The organism is Rhizobium sp. 268 (assembly GCF_036571585.1).
GTDB lineage: Bacteria > Pseudomonadota > Alphaproteobacteria > Rhizobiales > Rhizobiaceae > Rhizobium > Rhizobium redzepovicii.
Genome location: NZ_JAPPSO010000005.1, coordinates 122,036 through 141,012, shown reverse-complemented (window position 1 = coordinate 141,012; position 18,977 = coordinate 122,036). Strand labels below are relative to the sequence as shown.

Sequence of the window (18,977 nt, the reverse complement as noted above, 5' to 3'; positions counted from 1 at the left end):
AGCATGAACCCGATCAATTCCCGCTACGGCGCCGTGGCCGCCACCCAGGCCGCCTTCGACGAAGGCCTGCGCCAGCATATGCTGCGCGTCTATAATTACATGGCTCTCGGTCTCGTCATCACTGGCCTCGTCGCCTTCGTCGTTGGCTCGACGCCAGCTCTCTACGTGCCGATCTTCGGCTCGCCGCTCAAGTGGGTGGTGATGCTGGCGCCGCTCGCCTTCGTCTTCTTCTTCTCGTTTCGCATCCAGACGATGTCGGCCAGCACCGCGCAGATCACCTTCTGGGCCTTCTGCGCCGTGATGGGTCTGTCGCTCGCCTCCGTCTTCCTGGTCTTCACCGGGATGAGCATTGCGCGGACTTTCTTCATCACCGCCACGATGTTCGGCGCGACGAGCCTATACGGCTATGTGACGAAGCGTGACCTGTCGCGCATGGGCTCGTTCCTGATGATGGGTCTCATCGGCGTTGTCATCGCCAGCATCGTCAACATCTTTCTGGGTTCGTCCGCGCTGCAGTTCGCCGTCTCGGTGATCGGTATCGTCGTCTTCGTCGGCCTTACCGCCTACGACACACAGAACATCAAGGAACAGTATTCGGAAAACTACGATCAGGAATCGAACCAGAAGCTCGCCGTTTTCGGTGCGCTCTCGCTCTACCTGAACTTCGTCAACATCTTCCAGCTTCTGCTCAACTTCACGGGCGAGCGGGAATAGGGACTGCGCTTCTGGGGGCAATGGAAGCGCAAGAGCGCCTGGTCTGCACTCTGTGACAGGATGGCGGATCGGGTGCTCACTTTAAATACATGGATAACATAGAGCCAGTGTGGCCGGGTCGTCGACCCGGCCGCTTTCGTTTCAGATGATGCCCCAGGCGCGGTAGCGGCCGCGGCCGGTGATTTCACGAATGCCGATCTCGTTGACGAGGTTCAGCGCGCCCCGCGGCGTAATGCGCAGATGCCGGGCAATCATTGCCGCCGAGACCATCGGCCGCGACAGGATGAAATCGGCAAGATCGGGCAGGCTGCTATTCGAGCGGCGGCCGCGGAAGCGCAGCTCCATCTGGGTGCGGGCGAGCGACAACCGGTCGAGTTCCTTCAGCCCGGCCGCAGCCCCCAGATGCATCGCCTCCAGGAAGGCCTGCAGCCGCGTCGCCCGATCGCGCGCCCGGCGACGTTCATGGCGCACCAGCTTCAGCCCGCCGTAAAAAGAAAAGAGATGCGAGGCGACCTTGCCGCGGGCGCGCAGATGGCCTGCGACCAGAAGACCGCCGAGCCAATGCTGACGCCGCAATGGCTCGATCCGTTCCCAGGCTTCGAAAAGGATGATGGCGCCGAGAACCGGCGGCAAGCTGTCAGCCAATGGCAATAGGCTGCGCCACTCGGCAAGCCGCTGTTCCTCGTCCCATTCGTCGTCACCCAGCAAGCCGAGAGGATCGTCATTGCGCCGTGACGGGGCAGCGGCGACCGTCTCGCTTGCCGGCGCCTTGCCTGTATGGATGTCAAGCAGCTTCTGCGAGCGGGCAAGCAGCGCATCGATCTCGGCCATCTCGGCAGCCAGCGGCCCGTCCTCATCCCCGCCCTCTTCGTCGGTCTCGACCGGGACTGCGGGGCTCTTTACTTCAGGCACCGTCCCCTCCCCTTCCCCGAGCGTCGCCGTCAGCGTCGCAAGCCCCGAGGCTCCGAGCGCCCAGGCAGGCTCCCCGGTCCAGATGCGCCGGCGGGCCCGCAGCACGGAATGGGCGATCGTCAGCTCGTGGCTGGGCGCCCGGCTGTCCATATGCGCATCGTGCAAAACCAGATCTTCGACATGCACGAGTTCGCCGGCCACCCACAGCGCGCCGGCGGCATCGAAGAAATGACTGCGTTCGGCAAACCCCTCGCCGACCGGTGAACGCACCAGCCGTTCGTCCAGCCGCGCCAGCGCATCCTCTGCTGCGGCAAAGGACGGAAGCAGGGTTTGAAGCATCGCACTGTCGATTTCGTAGCGCATTGTTAAGCTTTACGGTTTTTTACAAATGGAAGCAAAGCAAACGTTTCCTTCCGCCATCTATGACATGGTTAACGGCGCATTTCAAACAGAATGGTCAGGGAAGGAAGCGGTCGAGACGGCTGAGCGACGCGCCGCATATCTTCTAGCTGTCGCAACTGGCGCGAACCTATTTCATCGCCGTTCATCCGGTTTTCCTCGCTGCCGGACCATTTGCCCGCATCAGCGCCATCAGCATCGGCCCAAGCGAGAACTCGCCGCGCTCGGCCCGCCGTGTCAGATCACGCAGATAGCCGCCGGCCGAGTTGATATGGCCGCCCCTTTCCAGGATGCAGGCGATCACCGTCGCGGCGTTTTCCGGCCCCATGACATCGCAGGCCAGTTGATAGGCGCTCGGGCTGACGCCCAGCATGGAACGGACGATGACGGCCGCCGCCATCAGATCCCGCCAGCTGCCGATCCCGCCGCCCGGCCCATAAGCGACGATCTCCGGGCAGGCCTGCAGCACCATCGCAAGTGGGAAGGATTTTGGCGGCTCCCGCCACGGCCGCGGTTCTTCCTCCGGCTTTGCCCCCTGCTTCGGTTCGAAGCTTGGTTCAAGTTCAGATAAGGGGTGTGGGTTTGAATTATGTATGTGCCGACCGTTTTGGCTGTCATTGGCGTCTGATTTTTCTGTTTTCGTCTTCAGTTCCAGCGTCTTGACGATCAATTCGCGGAAGGCTTCGAGATCGGTCAGCAGGCTTTCCATCTCGACGGCCGACGGGCGGCGCGGCAGGCTTGCCGAAAGCAGCGTGAAATGCCTCTGCATCTCGATCCATTCGCCGGCGATTTCCTCTTCCAGGGCGATCTCGATGAGTTTGCTGATATCGCGTCGGCAGAGCGTCAGCCGCTCCCGCAGACGCTTCCATTCGAGCTTGTCGGCGAGCACCTGAGCCGCCTGTGCCTCGATCTCGCCGGCACGCGCCAGCAGCGGCGCCAGGCTGAAGCCGAAGGCCTCGCCAAGCCCGCCCTCGCCGTTACGGCGAGCGAACCGCTTCCCGTTCGGGCTGTCACGCCGGATGATCAGCCCGGCTTCCACCAGCATCGCCAGGTTCCGCCGCAGCGTCGTTCCGGCCATGCCATGCGTGCGCAGCGATAGCTGCTCGTTCGAGGGAAAGACCACGAAGCCGTTGGCCTCGGCAATCTCGTTCTTTGGATAGAAGGTCAACAGCGCGTTGAGAACGGCGAGCGCACGATCGGATACGCCGACCATGTCCTTTGCTTCGCAGAGCGCGCGAAAAATCTTCCACTTATCGACCGATGCGTCCGGTTCGACCTTGCTGGCGCTTTCCTGGCTTGCCAGCATGCCAAGCGTCATCGATCGGCGCCCAAAGGGCGTCGATACGTATTGAGGCTCCATGTCTCTCACCTTTTTTCAAGGCAAAAGAAATCTACCACCCAAAAGGATGCCGAAGATGCTTGACAGTGATTCGAGGAAGTGCGATTCTCAGATTGTCCAGATATGAGAAAGGCTTCCGCGACGGCAACGTTCGGAGGCTTTTTTCTTTTGCGGCCTATTCTCCTGCTTGCAACCTGCCGGCCCGATAGGCTTCGTAAAGCTCATCGAGACGGCGTGAAATGTAAGCGCCGAAATCCGGCGCATCGCCGGTCTTCAACGCGATCGTGAAGGAATTGCCGGCGCTCTTGATTCGGCCGGCAATCTTGCCGCCGCTCTTCGGCTTCCAGTCATATTCCGTGGCTTCCGGCTTCGCCTCTTTCCTGGCGAGCTCGGCCACCAGAAGTTCAAAGCGGCGGTCGCTTTCCTCGCCCATGAACTTTTCCGAGCCGATGAGCTTGGCAAGCCGCGCCGCCGTCATCCCGTTCCAGTCCTGAGCAAGCGCCATCCATCTGCGGCGCCCGATGGCGGGCGCGGCACCCACCGACCTGACGATCTCGGCCGGGATGGCCCTGGCGACGGAGAGCAGCTTCGACAGCTCCGTCTTGTCGGTCGACAGCGCCTTCATGATGACCGGACGCTCAAAGCCCTTAAGTTCGAGATTGAGGGCAAAGACCGCGCGCTCAATATAGGAAAGGTTGCGGCGCGCCGAATTTTCGATGCCCTGGGCGATGACGACATCGGTATCGTCAAGGCTGCGGACGATCGCCTGCACCTTGCGGCCGAGCAGCTTGACGGCCTGCAGGCGGCGATGGCCGTAGGCGATCTGGTAGCGGCTCTCATCATCGGGATGGCGACGAACGAGAACCGGCACTTCCTGGCCGTTTTCGGCGATCGACTGCACCAGCTCGTCGTCGATATCGAGCGGCTGGTCGGCGAGGCGGTCGCGGACGAAGGAGGAATCGATCAGATCGGGATCGAGTTCGACGATGCGTTCGCCGGAAAGCAGGGCTTCGTGCATCGCCCTGCTCTCTTCCTCCATGCGCCCGAGGGTCAACGCCATCGTCCGGACAGGCCCAGCCGAACCGCGCGAAGACGGTTCTTCGTAGTTGGCCGCGGCCAACTCCTGCGCCGTGTCGTCGAAAAGACCTTTCAGGCGATCGCGTCTGCTCATGTCCGGCCCCAGGCTTTGTGAATGCCGGCGAGAACCTCGCCGTTGGCGGCGTTGACCGATTCCAGCGCTCGGTCGTAAGTCGAGCGGCGCACCTGCCCCTTCTCGATTTCGAACAGCGTCTGCTTGGTCAGACCGGCATCGGCGATCGCCGTCGACTTGAGAATGGTCGCCGTCAAGACGTCGTCGCCGAACAGGCTGCGCAGCAGCGCAACGATCTGCGACTGCGGCGCATCGAAGGGTTCGTGACGGGTGACGACATATTTGATGAAGTCGTGCTGCAGATCGCCGCCGGCCTTGCGGACGACGGAAAGCAGATCCGAGGTCATCAGCAGGAATTGCGACATCGAGGCGACGTCGACCATCTGCGGATGGATGGTGATGAGCAGCGATGTCGCCGCGCAGACGGCGCCAAGGGTCAGGTAACCGAGCTGCGGCGGGCAGTCGATCACCACCACGTCGTACTCGGCCTCGACCTCGGCAATGGCGACACCGACGCGGCGGAAGAACAGCTCGGCCGGTTTCTGCCGATCATTGAGCGCCCGCGGCGTTTCATGCTCGAACTCCATCAGTTCGAGATTGCCCGGCACCAGATCGAGCCCGTCGAAATAGGTCTTGCGGACGATGTCTTTCAGCGGTTTGCGGCCGGCATCGTAGCGGATGGCGCCATAAAGCGTATCGCCATCGGAAAGATCGAATTCGGGCTGGACGCCCAGCATGGACGAAAGCGAGGCCTGCGGATCGAGATCGATGGCGAGCACCCGATAACCCGCCAGCGCCAAATACTGCGCCAGATAAAGCGTCGTCGTCGTCTTGGCCGAGCCGCCTTTGAAATTGGTGACGGCAACCGTCTGCAGCTTCTCGCCGGGGCGCCGCCAGGGAAGATAGGATAGCGCGTCCTTCGGCTTCAGCTTCGCCATATAGTGGCGCAACTCATTGATCTGGCCGAGCGTATAGGAGCGCCGGCCATTCTGAGAAAGCTCCGGCTGGGGCCCCTTGCCATCGAGGGAAAGCTGGCGAAGATAGCCGTCGGACACGCCGATCATCTGGGCGGCCTCGCCTGAAGAAAATGTCCGCAGCGTCTTTTGCGAGAGCGGCGGAAACAGCTTGTCGCGGAGAAGCTTCAATTGCCGCGAAAGCTGGTTCGCATGCCGCTCGATCCGCACATCTGTCGTCGATACGCTAATGTTGTCCAAAACACCCAATCCTTTTCGATGCGCTTTTCTGTCAACATAGCGTCAAAAAGCGTATCGAAAGTGACACGATTCGGGATTTCCGGCAACAACGGGGGCCAGGAGCCCATTCCGGCCCGGTTGGCCGCGGCCAACTCTTCGCCATCGCCCTTGCGGCGGAGCGGCTTTTTCGGCAAGACCGCCGAGACTCATGGGAGTATCGGCTTGAAACACATCCATATCATCGGCATCGGCACGGGCAATCCCGAGCACGTTACCATACAGGCGATCAACGCGATGAACGCCGCGGACGTGATATTCGTGCCGCTGAAGGGCGCGGCCAAGGAAGAGCTTGCCGAGGTCCGGCGAGACATCTGCGAACGATATGTCACCCGGCCGGGGATCCGGATTTCAGAATTCGCGGTGCCGCAAAGGCAGACCGCCGACAGAAGCTACCCCCAAAGCGTCGATACCTGGCATGCCGAGATCGCCCTCATCTATAAAGAACTGATCGCCGACCTCCCCGATGACGGCCGCGGCGCCTTTCTCGTCTGGGGCGATCCGAGCCTCTACGACAGCACCATCCGCATCATCGAACGCGTCCGGCAGGATGCCGGTGTGGATTTCGACTACAGTGTCATTCCCGGCATCACCAGCATCCAGGCTCTGGCCGCCAGTCACAGGATCCCGGTCAACTTGGTGGGAAAGCCGATCGAGATCACCACGGGGCGCAAACTGGCGCTGGCGGGGCTCCAGGCGCCCACGACGATTGTCATGCTCGACGGTGAACAGGCCTTTGCGAAGATCGACGATCCCGATGCCGAGATCTTCTGGGGCGCCTATCTCGGCACCGAGGACGAGATCGTCAGATCCGGACGGCTCGGCGATATCGCGGCCGACATCGTGGCGCTGAGGGCCGAAGCCAGGCAGCGACATGGCTGGATCATGGACATCTATCTTTTGCGCAAGGGGCGGGATTTCGAGGAATAACCGGGGTCGCCCATTTCCATCATGTTTTGCCGCGCCGGCTGCGATCATGTAAGAAGTGCCCAGAGGATTGGGAATGAGCACTAAGGCCATAACGGCGGTCGACAGGAGAGCCGAGACGGAGCTGCAAGTCCGCACTGCGGCGAAGATGCGCGCGCGCGGCGCCTGCCCCGCCCTGGCCGCACCGATGTCGACCGGAGACGGCCTGCTGGTGCGGCTTCGGCCGGCCGGAGGTGCGCTGACGCTGCCGCAGTTTAGAGCACTGGCGCGCGCAGCCGCGGCACACGGAAACGGCATTCTCGAGATCACCGCACGCGGCAATCTGCAGATCCGCGGGCTGCGGGCCGAGACCGTCGGACAGCTCGCCGCCGATATCGAAGCCGCGGGCATTACCGTGCCGGACGGCCCGACGATCGAAATCTCGCCGTTGCACGGCCTCGACCCGGAAGAACTGAGCGATCCCGCCGCAATGGAACTGTCCCTGCGCAGCACGCTTCAGGCGCTGCTCGCCTCGCCGCGGCTTGCGCCGAAACTGTCGATCGTCATCGACGGCGGCGGTGCCTTCGGCCTATCGGCACTTTCCGCCGATATCCGCGTCGTCGCGCAACCGGACACAGGTTGGCTTGTCGCCATCAACGGCGATGGTGCGACGGCAACGACGGTCGCGGTCGGTCCCGCCGAGGCGGCAATCTCAGCCGTCGGCGAAGTCCTCAGCCTGTTGGCAGCTCTCGGGCAGGGCAGCCGGGCACGGGATATCGATCCGGCGCTTCTGCAAGCACATTTTCCCGCTCTAAGCGCCACTCGCTCCCTCCCATCTCGCGCAGCCAAGATGCCGCTTACCGGCCTGCACAGACTGGCGGCCGGCAAAACCGTGCTCGGCGTCCGGCCGGAATTCGGGCAGATGCGCTCGTCAGATCTGACCGCCCTGCTTGATCTCGCCACGACCGACGGTGCAACCGCCGTCCGGCTGGCGCCCGAGCGCGGTTTCTTTCTTATCGGCCTGGCGGAAGATAGAGTGCCGGCTATGCAGATCGCTGCCGCCAGGCATGGCTTCGGCGCGCAGCCCGGCGACAACAGCGAGCATATCGCCGCCTGTGCCGGCGCCGGCGCCTGCGGCTCCGCCTTCTACGGGACGCGAACGCTGGCGCGCCGCATCCTTGCCGCAGCACCTGCCCTCTTCGACGGTTCGCTGACGCTGCATCTCTCCGGCTGCGCCAAGGGCTGCGCGCATGCCCGGCCGGCGCTGACGCTGACGGGCACGGCTGAAGGTTACGAGCTGATCCTCAACGGGCTTGCCGCGGATCGGCCGGATGAACGGATCGCTGGCGGTCGGATCGATTTCGCTATAGAGAGGCTCGCCCGGTCCATCGAAGACAACAGAGGCGCTGGCGAATCGGCCGCCGCCTGCCTTACACGGCTTGGCGCAATCGGCGTTTCGAAGGCGCTGCGACAGGAATAAGAATGCCAGACTACGATTATATCCGCAGCGGCGACGCGATCTACGAGCGTTCCTTTGCGATCATCCGCGCCGAGGCCGATCTTTCGCGCTTCACCCAAGATGAGGCCGACATCGCCGTGCGCATGATCCATGCCTGCGGGCTGGTCGAGGCGGCCGAGCATTTCCTGTTTTCCGCCGATTTCGTCGGCGCCGCGCGCGAAGCCCTGAAGGGCGGGGCGCCGATCTTCTGCGACGCGGAAATGGTCTCTCAGGGCGTGACCCGGGCGCGGCTGCCGGCGCTGAACGAGGTGATCTGCACGCTGCGCGACCCCGCCACACCGGAACTGGCGCTTAAGACCGGCAACACGCGATCGGCCGCCGCCATGCATCTCTGGCTCGACCGGCTCGGCGGCAGCGTCGTTGCGATCGGCAATGCGCCGACCGCGCTCTTCCATCTGCTCGAACTGCTGCGCGACGGCGCCGCTAAACCCGCAGCCATCCTCGGCATGCCGGTGGGCTTTGTCGGCGCGGCGGAATCGAAGGATGCGCTGGCGGAGAATTCCTACGGTGTGCCCTTTGCCATCGTCCGCGGCCGGCTCGGCGGCAGCGCCATGACGGCTGCGGCGCTGAACGCGCTGGCGAGGCCGGGCCTATGACGACAAGCGGCCGTCTTATCGGCGTCGGCACCGGTCCCGGCGACCCGGAGCTTCTGACCCTCAAAGCCGTGCGCGCCATCGAAGGCGCCGACGTCATTGCCTATTTCGCCAAGCAGGGGAGGGGCGGCAACGGCAAGGCGATTGTCGAGCCGCTCTTGAAATCCGGCGTGACGCTGCTGCCGCTCTATTATCCCGTCACCACAGAGATCGACAAGAACGACGAACGCTACCAGAGCCTGATCACCCAGTTCTATGATCGCTCTGCCGAAAGCGTCGCTGGCCATCTCGATGCCGGGCTGACCGTCGCCGTACTCAGCGAAGGCGATCCGCTGTTCTACGGTTCCTATATGCACCTGCATGTCAGGCTCTCCCAGCGCTATCCGACCGAAGTGATCCCCGGCATCAGCGCTATGTCGGGCTGCTGGTCCTTGGCCGGCATGCCGATCGTCCAGGGCGATGATGTGCTTTCCGTACTGCCCGGTACGATGGCCGAGACCGAGCTGACGCGCCGCCTGGCCGATACCCAGGCCGCCGTCATCATGAAGGTCGGCCGCAACCTGCCGAAAATCCGCCGGGCCTTGGAAGCCGCCGGTCGGCTGGCGGAAGCCGTCTATGTCGAACGCGGCACCATGGCGAATGCGGCGCTGGAAAAGCTTGCCGACAGATCTGACGGCGAGGCGCCGTATTTTTCGCTGGTGCTGGTGCCGGGATGGGAGAGCAGCCGATGAGCGGAGCGCTTTTCGTCATCGGCACCGGTCCCGGCAATCCCGAGCAAATGACGCCGGAAGCGCTGGCGGCAGTCGAGGCCGCGAGCGATTTCTTCGGATACGGACCCTATCTCGACAGGCTGCAGCTCCGCGACGATCAGCTGCGGCATGCCTCGGACAATCGCGAAGAACTGGACAGGGCAGGGGCAGCCCTTTCGATGGCCGCCGATGGCGCCAAGGTCTGCGTCGTCTCCGGCGGCGACCCCGGTGTTTTCGCCATGGCTGCCGCCGTCTGCGAGGCGATCGAGAACGGGCCGGCAGCCTGGCGAGCCGTCGATCTCACCATCCTGCCCGGCATCACCGCTATGCTGGCGGTGGCGGCAAGAGCCGGGGCGCCGCTTGGCCACGATTTCTGCGCCATCTCGCTTTCTGACAATCTAAAGCCTTGGAATACAATAGAAAACCGCCTCGAACTGGCTGCCAGGGCGGGTTTCGTCATTGCTCTTTATAACCCGATCAGCCGGGCGCGGCCTTGGCAACTCGGGGAAGCCTTCAAGCTGTTGCGCGACCATCTACCGGCAACGACGCCGGTCATTTTCGGCCGGGCGGCCGGACGGCCGGACGAACGCATCGCAGTGCAGCCGCTGTCGCAGGCGGATGCCTCGATAGCCGATATGGCGACCTGCATCATCATCGGCTCGGCCGAGACCCGGATCGTCACGCGGCCCGGCCGGCCGGACCTCGTCTATACCCCGCGCTTCATGGCAGGGGGGAAGAGGTGATCGATCGCCGCCAGCGTCGCCTCGACAGTTTCGACCGTTTTGACTGCGGACGCCGGCGCGCGCGCGACCATCATCACCTCGATGCCGAGCAGACGGGCTGCCTCGATCTTCGCATAGGTGGCGGCGCCACCGCTGTTCTTGGCAATGATGGCGTCGATCCGGTGGCGCTTCAGCAAGGCATATTCGCCTTCCAGCGTGAAGGGGCCACGATCAATCACATAGTCGACATTGGCAAGCGCCGGCGGCGGCTCGACAGGATCGACGCTGCGGATGAGATAGAAATGCTGCGGCGCCGCCTCCGCATGATGGGCGCCCTGCCGGCCCGTCGCCAGCAAGATCCGGCGAGGGGCGGGACCGAGCGCCTCGATGGCAGCCGGAATGCTCCGCACCTCCTGCCAGCGGTCGCCCGGCAGGCGCTGCCATTCGGGACGGCGCAGCGCGATCGCGGCGATACCGGTCGTCTCGGCGGCAAAGGCGGCATTGGCGGAAATGCGCTCGGCGAAGGGATGGGTGGCGTCGATCAGCAGATCATATCCGCCGGCCGTCAGAAAATCGGCCAACGCCGCAGCGCCACCAAAACCGCCGATGCGAACCGGAACCGGCTGCGCGGCCGGTTTTTCGGTGCGACCAGCCAGCGACAGAAGAACATCGCCATTTCCCCGCATCGCGAGCGCTTTGGCGAGCAGCCGCGCCTCGCCGGTGCCGCCGAGGATCAGAATGCGAGGTCTTCCCATGTCTGATATCTCTCCTGCTGCGGGCCCGCGCTGGCTGACTATTATCGGCATCGGCGAAGATGGTCCAGAAGGGCTCGGTGAAGAGGCGAAGAGGCTGATTGCCACTGCACCTGCCGTCTTCGGCGGCGCGCGCCATCATGCGCTTGCGGCGTCGCTGATATCAGGCGAAAGACTTTCCTGGCAGAGCCCGTTCGAGCGCTCGGTCGATGCCATCCTCCAGAGGCGCGGCACGCCCGTCGTCGTGCTCGCCTCCGGCGACCCTTTCCTCTACGGCGTCGGCGCAACGCTTTCCCGCCACGTGGCGTCGGAAGAGATGCGTACCATCCCGGCGCCCTCTGCCTTCAGCCTTGCCGCCTCGCGGCTCGGCTGGCCGCTGCAGGACATCGCGACAATTTCGCTGCATGGCAGGCCGATCGACCTGATCCGGCCGCATCTGCACGCCGGCCGGCGCATCCTCGCGCTGACCTCAGACGAGAAGGGGCCTGCCGAGCTGGCTGCGCTGCTTGCCGCCACCGGTTTCGGTCAGTCGCAGCTTACCGTGCTCGAGGCGCTGGGCGGCGCACGCGAACGGCAAAGAAATGCCTTGGCCGCGGATTTCGATCTCACGGATATCGATTCTCTCAACGTCTGCGCCCTGCAAATCGCGGCAGGGGAGGGGGCGCGCATTCTGCCTTTCGCCGCCGGGATCGAGGACGCGCTGTTCGAGCATGACGGACAGATCACCAAACGCGAAATCCGGGCGGTGACCCTGTCGGCGCTGGCGCCGCATCACGGTCAGGTGCTCTGGGATATCGGCGCCGGCTCCGGATCGATCGGTATCGAATGGATGCTGGCCGATCCCTCCCTGAAGACGATCGCCATCGAGCAGGCGCCGGAGCGGGCCGCGCGCGTTGCCCGCAACGCATCCGCCTTCGGCGTGCCGCATCTTGCCGTCATCGAAGGCGAAGCACCCCGCGCGCTGATCGGCCTGCCGGAACCGGACGCGATCTTCCTCGGCGGCGGCGGCAGCGCGCCCGACGTCATCGATACCGCGATCGCCGCGCTGAAGCGGGGAGGGCGGCTCGTCGCCAATGCCGTGACGCTGGAAATGGAGGCCGTGCTGCTCTCAGAACACGCAAAACGCGGCGGCTCGCTGACGCGCATCGAAATAGCGCGTGCGGGGCCTGTCGGCGGCATGAGCGGCTGGCGGCCGGCCATGCCGGTGACGCAGTGGTGTTGGACGAAAGGATGACGCAATGACGGTGCATTTCATCGGCGCGGGGCCGGGGGCTGCGGATCTCATCACGGTGCGTGGCCGCGATCTCATCGCCCGGTGCCCGGTCTGTCTCTATGCCGGTTCGATCGTCTCGCTGGAACTGCTGCAATATTGCCCGTCGGATGCGCTTATCGTCGATACCGCACCGATGTCGCTCGACGAGATCGAGGCGGAATATCTCAGCGCCGCGGCCGCCGGCCAGGATGTCGCCCGGCTGCATTCCGGCGATCTCTCGGTCTGGAGCGCGGTCGCCGAGCAGGTGCGCCGGCTTGAGAAACACGGCATCGCCTATACGATGACACCCGGTGTTCCGGCCTTTGCCGCCGCTGCCTCGGCGCTCGGGCGCGAGCTGACGATCCCGGCCGTGGCCCAGAGCCTGGTGCTCACCCGCGTTTCCGGCCGCGCGTCGCCGATGCCGAACGACGAAACACTTGCGAAATTCGGCGCGACGGGCGCCACGCTGGCGATCCATCTGGCGATCCATGCGCTGAAGCAGGTGGTGGAGGAATTGACCCCGCTCTACGGCGCCGACTGCCCGGTCGCCATCGTCGTCAAGGCCTCCTGGCCGGACGAGCGCGTCCTGCGCGGCACGCTGTCCGATATCGAGGCAAAGGTTGCGGCCGAACCGATCGAACGCACGGCGATCATCTTCGTCGGCCCATCGCTTGCCGCAGAGGATTTTCGCGAGAGTTCACTCTACGACCCCGCCTATCAGCGTCGGTTCAGAGGCCGCGAATAGATCGATACGATCGGCCGCTCGCCGGCGGCCGCTCGTCACGCTACATTTCGCTGAGGCTTCAAACCCGCGCGGTGAGATAATCCATGCTGGCGCGAAGTGCTGCGGCCGGGTCCTTGACCGCATGCACTTTGGCCGCGAAGGGCTCGAAGGAGAACGGACCCTTGTAGCCCGCCTGCAGCAGCGCCTTGATCTGCCCGGCATTGTCGAGCCGGTCGTCGCCATCGACGAGCACGCGGTGGGAATCGCGCATATCGGCAACGGATACAGCGGGGTCGCTGACGCCGGAAATGTGCACGAGACCGGCCAGTTCAGGGAAGGTCGCGGCTTCGCCGGCGAGGTGATGGTGGAAGGTGTCGTGGACGAGCTTGAAGGTCGATTGCGCGCCGAGTTCCTTGATTGCCTCGGCCGCCTCGGTCTTCGAGCGCAGTGAGCAGATCTCGAAACCGAGCGGCTCGACGAGGCCGATAATGCCGGCCTTATCGAGCATCGGCTTTAGCGCCGTCAGGGACTCGCGCAGATTGGCCTGGCGTTCGCCGTCGGCGCAGCCGGTGCCGTCGTTCTTCGGAACGAGGACGAGCGCCTTGGCGCCGCAGGCGCTGGCATAATCGATCAGTTCCTGCGCTTCAGCAGCCCTTGCGGTATTCCACTCGTTGAAGCGCTGCAGCGCGTTGATCGAGATGATCGTCAGTCCGTGGCGGTCGGCAGCCTGCTTGATCGCCTCCGGTTTGGTGCCGTCGAGAATGGCATTGCCGGAAAGGTCGTTGCGGATCTCGACCGCGTCGATGCCGAGCGACTTTGTCAGCGCGAAGAAATCATCGATAGCGAGCGACGGCGCGGCCATATGGTTGAGCGCAAAGCGGATGGAAGTCATAACGGATATATCCTCCTCGTCTCCGCGACATCAAGCGGAGCAGTTTCTCGTGAATGGGGCTGCGAATCTCTATCGGAATTTCCGTGGCAATCCATCGGCCATCGCCGCCGCCCCGCTCTCATTGCTGCAAGAATTTCAACCACAATGATAGATTTCCGTCATTTCTAGATGTTCTCCGAGATATGGATATCGAAGGGCAGGAAGAACTGGCCGGGAACGGCCGTTTCGCTGTTTTCGATCGCACTCATCATCAGCCCCATCAGCTCTTTGCAGAGTGCGGGCAGGGGGGTGCCGATCGCCATGGCGACGATATCGTCGGCAAGCCCGGCTTTGCTGTCGGGCGTCAACTCGTTGACCACGAGGGCGATCTTGCCACCGAGACTTTCCTCACGGATCGCCGAGATCGCGCCCTCCATACCGCCGCCGCAAACGTAAATGCCGACGAGATCGGGATGCTTCTGCAGCAGCGTCAGCGTCGCCTCATGGGTGATCTCGGGAGTATCCAGGTTGATCAATGTATCGATGACGTCGAATTCCGGCGCGTTTTCACGAAAATAGGAACGAAAGCCGATCTCGCGCAGCTCATGTCCGTGAAAACGGTGGCTGCCGACGAAACAGGCGACCTTACCCGGCACACGGGCAGTCTTGGCAATCACCCAGGCGGCGGTGCGGCCGACCTTGCGGTTGTTGACGCCAATATAGGCATTGCGCACCCCTGAGGCGAAGTCGGAAAGCAGCGAAAAGACGGGAATGTCTCTTTCCCTCAGTTCCTCAATCGCCGCCGTCACCGCAGGATAGTCTGGAGCAACCAGAGCGATGGCCTGATTGCGGGCGCCGAGAGCCCTGAGCTTCTCGACGATCGCCGCCGGTGTCGAAGCGGAGGGATAGTCGATCTGGATCTGGACACGGGCGGTGGTCACGGCGCGGGCCGCCACTTCGATCTCGCGAGCGAAAGCCTGATAGAAGGGCTGCATCGGCTTTTGCAGCAGGAACGCCAGCCGGTATTGCGGCAGATCCTCGAAGACGCGTTGCCGGATGAGGCCGACGGCATGGTAGCCGATCGACTGGGCCGCGTCATAAACCCGCCGCGCCGTTTCCTCGCGCACGCGGTGGCGACCGTTGAGCACCCGGTCGACGGTGGCAACACTGACGCCCGAGGCGCGGGCGAGATCGGAGATGGTGGGTCGGCGCATCGGCGTTCCTGATAGATTCGATCATGAATGCAAGCCATTTATGATGGCTTTTGATAGATTATATCAAGCCTGCATTGAGCGCCTTACAAAGTCAACCTATCCTCCCAAGCATTGCATAACCGGAGGCGGATGATGACGATCCAGGCAAAGAAACGGGACTACGACCTGCTCGGCGAAAGCGGCCGCACCGCTGTCGAGACGGGGCTGGCGGCAGCGCAATGGTACCACACGGATATTCCGCGCAAGGAGATGAAGGCGCTGATGCAGCGCTCGGACGCCCCGGCGATCCGTGACACCGTCATCTGGCTCGGCAGCATGGTGCCCCTGGCCGGGCTCGGCGTCTATTTCTGGGGTTCGTGGGTCGCGTTGCCCTTCTTCCTTGCCTATGGCGTGCTCTACGGCTCGGCCTCCGACAGCCGCTGGCACGAATGCGGCCACGGCACCGCCTTCAAGACGCGCTGGATGAACGATGCCGTCTACCAGATCGCCTGCTTCATGATCATGCGCAATCCGGTGACCTGGCGCTGGAGTCACACACGCCACCACACCGATACCGTTATCGTCGGCCGCGATCCCGAGATCGCCGTCATGCGCCCGCCCGATCTCGTCCGGCTGGTCCTCAATTTCTTCGGCATCCTCGATGTCTGGCATGCTGTCGTCGACATGTTGCGCAACGCCTTCGGTGTCGTGAGCGCGGCGGAAAAGTCCTTCATTCCGGAGATGGAGCAGCCGAAAGCGATCCGGATCGCCCGCATCTGGCTTGCGATCTATGTCGCCACGATCGCTGCAGCACTCGCCATGGGTTCGATCCTGCCGCTGATGCTGATCGGCCTGCCGCGCCTCTACGGCGCCTGGCACCATGTACTGACCGGGCTTTTGCAGCATGGCGGCCTCGCCGACAACGTCATCGACCACAGGCTGAACAGCCGCACGGTGTATATGAACCCGGTCAGCCGCTTCATCTACTGGAACATGAATTACCACGTCGAACATCACATGTTCCCGATGGTGCCTTACCATGCGCTGCCCAGGCTGCACGCGATGATCAAGCACGACCTGCCGGCGCCGAACCCGTCGATCTGGTCGGGTTATCGCGAGATGATCCCGGCCTTCCTGCGCCAGCTGCGCAACGAGGATTATTTCCTGAAGCGCGAATTGCCGGCCACCGCGCGGCCCTATCGCGAAGAGTTCCACAACGAGCTGGCTCCGGCCGCGCAATAATCACAATTACGGGAGGATAAGATGAGCGGAAATTGGATCGAAGTCTGCGGCAAGGATGAGATCGACGAAGAGGATGTCATCCGCTTCGATCATGGCGGGCGCACCTTCGCGATCTACCGCAGCCCCGACGACGAATTCTTCGCGACCGACGGGCTCTGCACGCACGAACATATCCACCTTGCCGACGGGCTTGTCATGGATGAGATCATCGAATGCCCGAAGCACAACGGCCGCTTCAACTATAAGACGGGCGAAGCCAAAGGCGCGCCGGTCTGCGTCAATCTCAAGACCTATCCGGTAAAGATCGAAGGCGGCGCCGTCTTCATCTCGCTCTGACGGAGGCTGATGTGGCCCATTTCGTTATCTTGGGTGCCGGCGAATGCGGTGCGCGCGCCGCTTTCGCCCTGCGGGAAAAGGGTTTTGACGGCGAAATAACGCTTGTCGGCGCCGAGCCCCTTCATCCCTATGAACGGCCGCCGCTGTCGAAGGCGGGTGCCGATGCAGGCGATCCGAAATTCATCGCTGCGTCGGAAAAATACGCCGACAGCGGCATCCGATTGCTGACCGGCCTTGAAGCCAGGGATTTCGACACGGCATCCAGGACCGTCACGCTTTCCGACAGGACGACGCTTTCCTATGACAAGCTTCTGCTGGCGACGGGCGCAGCGGCGCGTTCGTTCCCCGGCGCGCCTGAAGGTAGCGCCCATATTCGCTCGCTGCGGACGCATCACGATGCAGCCGCACTGCGCGACGTGATGAAGCCCGGCAAGCATATCGCCATCATCGGCGGCGGCTTCATCGGCCTGGAACTTGCGGCGACGGCGCGCCTGCTCGGCGCCGAGGTCACCGTCATCGAGGGGCTGGAACGCGTACTGAAGCGCGGCGTGCCTGAGGAAATCGCTCACCTCCTGACCGAGCGCCACCGCGCCGAGGGCGTCGATATCCGCTGCGGCGTCTCGATCGAGAGCCTGAGCGAGGAAGGCGGAAAGGCCTTGATCCGGTTGTCGGCCGGCGAGGCGATCGAAGCCGATCTCGCCCTTGTCGGCATCGGCGCCCGGCCGAATGTCGAGATCGCCGAAAAAGCGGGGCTGACGATCGAAAACGGCATCGCCGTCGACCGCTATCTCCAGACCTCGGCGCCGGATGTTTTTGCCGCCGGCGACTGCTGCTCCTTTCCGCTGTCGATCTATGGCGACCGACGGGTGCGGCTCGAATCCTGGCGCAACGCCCAGGAACAGGGCACATTGGCCGCGGCCAACATGCTCGGCCTCGATGAAGCCGTTTCCTCCGTGCCGTGGTTCTGGTCGGATCAATACGACATGACGCTGCAAATTGCCGGCCTTGCCGAAGGCGCCGCCACGCATCAGCGCCGCGATCTCGGGGCCGGCGCCTTCATTCTGTTCCACCTCGATGCCGACGGCCGATTGATCGCCGCAAGCGGCATCGGCCCGGGTAATGCCGTGGCGCGCGACATCCGCCTCGCCGAAATGCTGATCGCAGCCCGCGCCCATCCGGACCCGGCGGCGCTCGCAGCCAATGACGTCAAACTGAAATCCCTGCTGGCCGCCTGAGCCGCCCGATATATTCACCCGATGTACTCACAGGAATTGACGATGAAAAAACACAAGCGCGCGACCGTCGCCGATCTGCTGGCGGAAAAGGGCAAGCGCCAGCTCACCATGCTGCGCGTCACCTCGCTGGAGGAGGCGGAAGCGGCTGAAAAAGCCGGGATCGACATCGTCTCGGTGCCGCCCTCGCTGCTCGGCCCGGTCTTTCGCGAAATCGCCCCGACGCCTTTTGCCATTCCGGGGCTCGAATATGGCGATCTTGTCTCGGCTGAAGATTATCTGCGTGCCGCCTTCGCGGCGCTGAAGGCCGGCGGCGATGCGGTCTATTGCGCCGCAAGCCTGCAGACGATCCGGCGCATGCGCGACGAGGGCATTCCCGTCTGCGGCCATCTCGGGCTGATCCCGTCGAAGGCGACCTGGACCGGCGGCTTCCGCGCCGTCGGCAAGACGGCGGCAAGTGCCGCCGAGATCTGGCGGCAGACCAAGGCGCTCGAAGAGGCCGGCGCCTTCGCCGCCGAAATCGAAGTGGTGCCTGGGGATGTCGCTGCCGCCATCAGCAGCAACACCTCGATGCTGATGATCTCCATGGGAGCAGGCAGCGGCTGCGACGCCCAATATCTCTTCGCCGACGACGTGCTCGGTGCCAATCGCGACCACTATCCCCGCCATGCCAAGGTCTATCGCAACTTCGCCGCCGAACACGACCGGCTGCAGCGAGAGCGCATCGCCGCCTTCACCGAATTCGCCGAGGATGTCCGGACCGGCGCCTATCCGGAAAAGCGCCATCTCGTCGGTATCGACGAAGCGGAATTGAAGATTTTCCTGGATGGACTGGCCGGCGAGACGGGGGATCGTTGAAGTAGTCCCACCTATTCTTTGCCCTCGCTTACGCTCAGCGCATTCGCTTCGCTCACCCCCTCATCTGCCTGCCGGCATCTTCTCCCCCTGGGGAGAAGGGGGTGTGGCGGCGCCTCACTCCTCTTGAGACCTTTGCTGTAGGAATGGCACCGTACGGCTTACTCCCCTTCTCCCCAGCGGGGAGAAGATGCTCGTCAGCGCAGATGAGGGGGTGAGGAGCGCCAGCGACGAACGCCTTGAGCGGCAAGCGAAAGGCATCTTTCG

General features: G+C 63.5%; 19 protein-coding genes. 12 read left to right on the top strand and 7 right to left on the bottom strand.

Annotated features, from left to right (window positions below; all coding sequences use genetic code 11):
• The first annotated feature begins 3 nt into the window (after nucleotides 1-3).
• Nucleotides 4-714 carry a Bax inhibitor-1/YccA family protein gene (locus tag OS035_RS11600; RefSeq protein ID WP_331813710.1) on the top strand — a complete coding sequence of 237 codons (711 nt, stop codon included), beginning with the start codon at nucleotides 4-6 and terminating at the stop codon, nucleotides 712-714.
• Nucleotides 715-855: 141 nt separating this feature from the next.
• On the opposite strand, the gene OS035_RS11595 is transcribed toward OS035_RS11600, so the two are convergent.
• From OS035_RS11595 to repA, 4 genes are all read right to left on the bottom strand, one after another.
• On the bottom strand, nucleotides 856-1,989 hold the full coding sequence (locus OS035_RS11595) for an RHE_PE00001 family protein (RefSeq protein WP_331813709.1): 1,134 nt from the start codon (nucleotides 1,987-1,989) through the stop codon (nucleotides 856-858).
• A 181-nt stretch (nucleotides 1,990-2,170) separates the two neighbouring features.
• Nucleotides 2,171-3,385, bottom strand: a complete 1,215-nt coding sequence (gene repC, locus OS035_RS11590) for a plasmid replication protein RepC (RefSeq protein ID WP_331813708.1) — start codon at nucleotides 3,383-3,385, stop codon at nucleotides 2,171-2,173.
• 154 nt (nucleotides 3,386-3,539) lie between these two features.
• Complete coding sequence (gene repB / locus OS035_RS11585) at nucleotides 3,540-4,535, bottom strand: plasmid partitioning protein RepB (protein ID WP_183777851.1); 996 nt, start codon at nucleotides 4,533-4,535, stop codon at nucleotides 3,540-3,542.
• Nucleotides 4,532-5,728 (bottom strand): plasmid partitioning protein RepA, encoded by a 1,197-nt coding sequence (gene repA / locus OS035_RS11580; protein WP_183777850.1) that lies wholly within the window; start codon nucleotides 5,726-5,728, stop codon nucleotides 4,532-4,534. Before repA ends, repB begins: the two co-directional genes overlap by 4 nt.
• Before the next feature lie 201 nt (nucleotides 5,729-5,929).
• On the opposite strand from repA, the gene cobF reads away from it, so the two are divergent.
• From cobF to OS035_RS11555, 5 genes are all read left to right on the top strand, one after another.
• Nucleotides 5,930-6,694, top strand: a complete 765-nt coding sequence (gene cobF, locus OS035_RS11575; RefSeq protein ID WP_331813707.1) for a precorrin-6A synthase (deacetylating) — start codon at nucleotides 5,930-5,932, stop codon at nucleotides 6,692-6,694.
• A 73-nt stretch (nucleotides 6,695-6,767) separates the two neighbouring features.
• Nucleotides 6,768-8,150 carry a precorrin-3B synthase gene (gene cobG, locus OS035_RS11570; protein WP_331813706.1) on the top strand — a complete coding sequence of 461 codons (1,383 nt, stop codon included), beginning with the start codon at nucleotides 6,768-6,770 and terminating at the stop codon, nucleotides 8,148-8,150.
• A gap of 2 nt (nucleotides 8,151-8,152) precedes the next feature.
• Nucleotides 8,153-8,785, top strand: a complete 633-nt coding sequence (locus OS035_RS11565; RefSeq protein WP_097625677.1) for a precorrin-8X methylmutase — start codon at nucleotides 8,153-8,155, stop codon at nucleotides 8,783-8,785.
• Nucleotides 8,782-9,513 carry a precorrin-2 C(20)-methyltransferase gene (locus OS035_RS11560; protein ID WP_097625678.1) on the top strand — a complete coding sequence of 244 codons (732 nt, stop codon included), beginning with the start codon at nucleotides 8,782-8,784 and terminating at the stop codon, nucleotides 9,511-9,513. Before OS035_RS11565 ends, OS035_RS11560 begins: the two co-directional genes overlap by 4 nt.
• Nucleotides 9,510-10,274 (top strand): precorrin-3B C(17)-methyltransferase, encoded by a 765-nt coding sequence (locus OS035_RS11555; protein WP_331813705.1) that lies wholly within the window; start codon nucleotides 9,510-9,512, stop codon nucleotides 10,272-10,274. The genes OS035_RS11560 and OS035_RS11555 overlap by 4 nt, the downstream gene beginning before the upstream one ends.
• Here OS035_RS11555 and OS035_RS11550 read toward each other — a convergent pair.
• Nucleotides 10,238-11,008, bottom strand: coding sequence for a cobalt-precorrin-6A reductase (locus OS035_RS11550; protein ID WP_331813704.1), 771 nt, complete (start codon nucleotides 11,006-11,008; stop codon nucleotides 10,238-10,240). The genes OS035_RS11555 and OS035_RS11550 overlap by 37 nt on opposite strands.
• On the opposite strand from OS035_RS11550, the gene cbiE reads away from it, so the two are divergent.
• Nucleotides 11,007-12,239: a precorrin-6y C5,15-methyltransferase (decarboxylating) subunit CbiE gene (gene cbiE / locus OS035_RS11545; protein ID WP_331813703.1), complete on the top strand. Its 1,233-nt coding sequence runs from the start codon at nucleotides 11,007-11,009 to the stop codon at nucleotides 12,237-12,239. The two genes, OS035_RS11550 and cbiE, sit on opposite strands and share 2 nt — an antisense overlap.
• A gap of 4 nt (nucleotides 12,240-12,243) precedes the next feature.
• On the top strand, nucleotides 12,244-13,002 hold the full coding sequence (gene cobM, locus OS035_RS11540; protein WP_183854742.1) for a precorrin-4 C(11)-methyltransferase: 759 nt from the start codon (nucleotides 12,244-12,246) through the stop codon (nucleotides 13,000-13,002).
• Nucleotides 13,003-13,060: 58 nt separating this feature from the next.
• On the opposite strand, the gene OS035_RS11535 is transcribed toward cobM, so the two are convergent.
• Together OS035_RS11535 and OS035_RS11530 are read right to left on the bottom strand one after the other, a co-directional pair.
• Nucleotides 13,061-13,873 carry a TIM barrel protein gene (locus tag OS035_RS11535; protein ID WP_183854744.1) on the bottom strand — a complete coding sequence of 271 codons (813 nt, stop codon included), beginning with the start codon at nucleotides 13,871-13,873 and terminating at the stop codon, nucleotides 13,061-13,063.
• A gap of 164 nt (nucleotides 13,874-14,037) precedes the next feature.
• On the bottom strand, nucleotides 14,038-15,066 hold the full coding sequence (locus tag OS035_RS11530; protein ID WP_183777841.1) for a LacI family DNA-binding transcriptional regulator: 1,029 nt from the start codon (nucleotides 15,064-15,066) through the stop codon (nucleotides 14,038-14,040).
• Between the two features lie 132 nt (nucleotides 15,067-15,198).
• On the opposite strand from OS035_RS11530, the gene OS035_RS11525 reads away from it, so the two are divergent.
• From OS035_RS11525 to OS035_RS11510, 4 genes are read left to right on the top strand one after another with little or no spacing between them, the layout of a single operon-like run.
• Nucleotides 15,199-16,287, top strand: a complete 1,089-nt coding sequence (locus OS035_RS11525) for a fatty acid desaturase family protein (RefSeq protein WP_331813702.1) — start codon at nucleotides 15,199-15,201, stop codon at nucleotides 16,285-16,287.
• Between the two features lie 21 nt (nucleotides 16,288-16,308).
• Nucleotides 16,309-16,623, top strand: a complete 315-nt coding sequence (locus OS035_RS11520) for a MocE family 2Fe-2S type ferredoxin (protein WP_183777839.1) — start codon at nucleotides 16,309-16,311, stop codon at nucleotides 16,621-16,623.
• Nucleotides 16,624-16,634: 11 nt separating this feature from the next.
• Nucleotides 16,635-17,858 (top strand): NAD(P)/FAD-dependent oxidoreductase, encoded by a 1,224-nt coding sequence (locus OS035_RS11515; RefSeq protein ID WP_331813701.1) that lies wholly within the window; start codon nucleotides 16,635-16,637, stop codon nucleotides 17,856-17,858.
• Between the two features lie 42 nt (nucleotides 17,859-17,900).
• On the top strand, nucleotides 17,901-18,713 hold the full coding sequence (locus OS035_RS11510) for a 3-methyl-2-oxobutanoate hydroxymethyltransferase (protein ID WP_331813700.1): 813 nt from the start codon (nucleotides 17,901-17,903) through the stop codon (nucleotides 18,711-18,713).
• Nucleotides 18,714-18,977 lie beyond the last annotated feature (264 nt).